This is a genomic window from Microcystis sp. LE19-84.1B (genome assembly GCF_027531875.1).
GTDB classification, from domain to species: Bacteria; Cyanobacteriota; Cyanobacteriia; order Cyanobacteriales; family Microcystaceae; genus Microcystis; species Microcystis panniformis.
Map to the genome: position 1 here is coordinate 1 of NZ_JAPZSR010000365.1, position 2,832 is coordinate 2,832.

The 2,832-nt window shown below is 44.0% G+C and carries 2 protein-coding genes; both read left to right on the forward strand.

Features of this window, described 5'->3' with window-relative positions; genetic code table 11:
• The first annotated feature begins 286 nt into the window (after window positions 1-286).
• On the forward strand, window positions 287-1,381 hold the full coding sequence (locus O9324_RS20690; protein ID WP_193955935.1) for a class III poly(R)-hydroxyalkanoic acid synthase subunit PhaC: 1,095 nt from the start codon (window positions 287-289) through the stop codon (window positions 1,379-1,381).
• Window positions 1,382-1,605: 224 nt separating this feature from the next.
• Window positions 1,606-2,823 carry a geranylgeranyl reductase gene (gene chlP / locus O9324_RS20695; RefSeq protein ID WP_002735532.1) on the forward strand — a complete coding sequence of 406 codons (1,218 nt, stop codon included), beginning with the start codon at window positions 1,606-1,608 and terminating at the stop codon, window positions 2,821-2,823.
• Window positions 2,824-2,832 lie beyond the last annotated feature (9 nt).

Genomic DNA, 2,832 nt, shown 5'->3' on the forward strand with positions numbered 1-2,832 from the left:
ATCAGTTATCAGTTATCAGTTATCAGTTATCAGTTATCAGTTATCAGTTATCAGTTATCAGTTATCAGTTATCAGTTATCAGTTATCAGTTATCAGTTATCAGTTATCAGTTATCAGTTATCAGTTATCAGTTATCGGATTGCAGTTTTAAGTATATAGTGTTAGGTGAAAACTTAGGAACTTTCTTTTCACTGATTACTGATTACTGTTCACTGCTCACTGAAAAATCCCCACTTCCCCACTTCCCCACTTCCCTATCACCCTACTTCCCTAGGAGAATTAAATTATGTGGCCATTTTTGACGCAAGTGAAACTGGAAGACTTTACCCAAGATTATCTAGAATTAACTCAGAAAAATCTCAAAGGTTTGGACAATCTCAAACGAGTTAAAGAAGAAGATATTCAGTGTGGAGTCTCAGAAAAAGAAGCAGTTTATCGGGAAGATAAAATCATTCTCTACCACTTTAAACCCGTGGTTGAAAAACCCTTCGAGATTCCCTTGCTGATGGTTTATGCTTTGGTCAATCGTCCCTACATGGTAGATTTACAGGAAGGGCGTTCTTTAGTGGCCAATCTGCTGAAATTAGGCTTAGATATCTACTTAATTGATTGGGGATATCCCACCAGAAGCGATCGCTGGTTAACCCTTGATGATTATATCAATGGTTATGTGGATAATTGCGTCGATTTTATTCGTCAAAGTCACCATCTCGACAAGATTAATCTCTTAGGAATCTGTCAGGGAGGAACCTTTAGTTTATGCTATAGTTCCCTCTATCCTGATAAGATAAAAAATCTGGTGACAATGGTGACACCGGTGGACTTTTATCAAACCGAGACCCTCTTAAATATGCGCGGGGGATGTTCCCTGGGTTCCGAAGCGTTAGACATCGATTTAATGGTAGATACCATGGGCAATATCCCGGGAGATTTTCTCAACTTAGAGTTTCTGGAATTGAAACCTTTACAGTTAGGTTATCAGAAATACCTCGATTTTCCTGACATCATGGAAGACGAATCAAAATTAGTTAATTTTCTGCGTATGGAAAAATGGATTTTTGATAGTCCCGACCAAGCAGGAGAATCCTACCGACAGTTTCTCAAGGATTTCTATCAGCAAAATAAACTGATTAAAGGGGAAGTGATGTTAGGAGATAAACGGGTAGATTTACACAATCTGACTATGCCAATTCTCAATCTTTATGCGGATAAAGATCACCTTGTCCCTCCCGCTTCTTCCCTCGCTTTAGGGAATTATATCGGTACTTCTGACTATACCGCTTGTGCTTTCCCCGTCGGACATATCGGAATGTATGTCAGTGGCAAAGTGCAACGGGATTTACCCCCCGCTATTAGCGATTGGTTGAAAGCAAGAGGTTAACAATCCTCGCAGCTATCCCCTTTTCCAGTTTGGGAGAGGGGTGTAACACAATACAACACATCGATAAAAAAACATCTACGGGCAGTAAAATAAACTTTTGTAACAGAGGATGTTAAGCACTGTTGCAAGATCGGGCAGAATCGGAGAATCCCGTTCCTTTCGGCTAAACCCCTGTGGTACACTGCAAAGCGTACTCGCTCGTAAGTATGTAGGAGAAAACCTGAGTGTTAAGAGTCGCTGTTGTGGGTTCAGGGCCGGCCGGTTCTTCGGCGGCAGAAACATTAGCTAAAGCAGGCATTGAAACCTATTTATTTGAACGCAAATTAGATAATGCTAAACCCTGTGGTGGAGCGATTCCTCTCTGTATGGTGAGCGAATTTGACCTACCTCCTGAAATTATCGATCGCCGGGTGAGAAAAATGAAAATGATCTCCCCCTCTAACGTCGAAGTCGATATTAATCTCGATAATCAAGACGAATATATCGGTATGTGTCGTCGGGAAGTCCTCGACGGTTTTATGAGAGAACGCGCCCATAAATTAGGAGCGCATTTAATCAACGGAACCGTTTACGGTCTCGACATTCCCACCAATAGCACCGATCCCTACACCCTACACTACGCCGATCACTCCCACGGCAATTCCCAAGGGGAAATGAAATCTCTGAAGGTGGATGTGGTTATCGGTGCCGACGGTGCCAATTCTCGCATTGCTAAAGCTATTGATGCTGGGGATTACAACTATGCGATCGCTTTCCAAGAACGCATCCGTCTTCCCCAAGATAAAATGGCCTACTACGAAGATCTGGCGGAAATGTATGTAGGAAAAGACGTATCCCCCGACTTCTACGCTTGGGTATTCCCCAAATACGATCACGTCGCCGTCGGTACTGGCACAATGAAGGTCAATAAAGCCATGATTAAAGACCTACAGGCTGGTATTCGCGCTCGTGCGGCCCGTCGTCTGGAAGGTGGCGAAATCATCCGCGTGGAGGCTCACCCCATCCCCGAACATCCCCGTCCTCGTCGTGTAGTCGGTCGTGTGGCCCTCGTTGGTGATGCTGCGGGAACAGTTACCAAGTCTTCGGGAGAAGGCATCTATTTCGCCGCTAAATCAGCGCGGATGTGTGCGGAAACCATTGTCGAAGTCACTAACGGCGGCCAACGTATTCCCACAGAGGACGAGTTAAAACTCTACCTCAAGCGTTGGGATAAGAAATACGGTATGACCTATCTGGTGTTAGATATTCTGCAACGAGTTTTCTACCGTACCGATGCCACCCGGGAAGCTTTTGTGGAAATGTGTTCCGATAAGGACGTACAGAAGATGACTTTTGACAGTTATCTCTATAAAACCGTTGTTCCCGCTAATCCTCTCGTACAGATGAAGATTACTGCTAAAACCATCGGTTCTCTCCTGCGCGGTAACGCTTTGGCCCCTTAAAATCAATTG

Coding starts and splice junctions, on each gene's coding strand:
- O9324_RS20690 (WP_193955935.1), top strand. CDS start 287: ATGTGGCCATTTTTGACGCAAGTGAAACTGGAAGACTTTACCCAAGAT.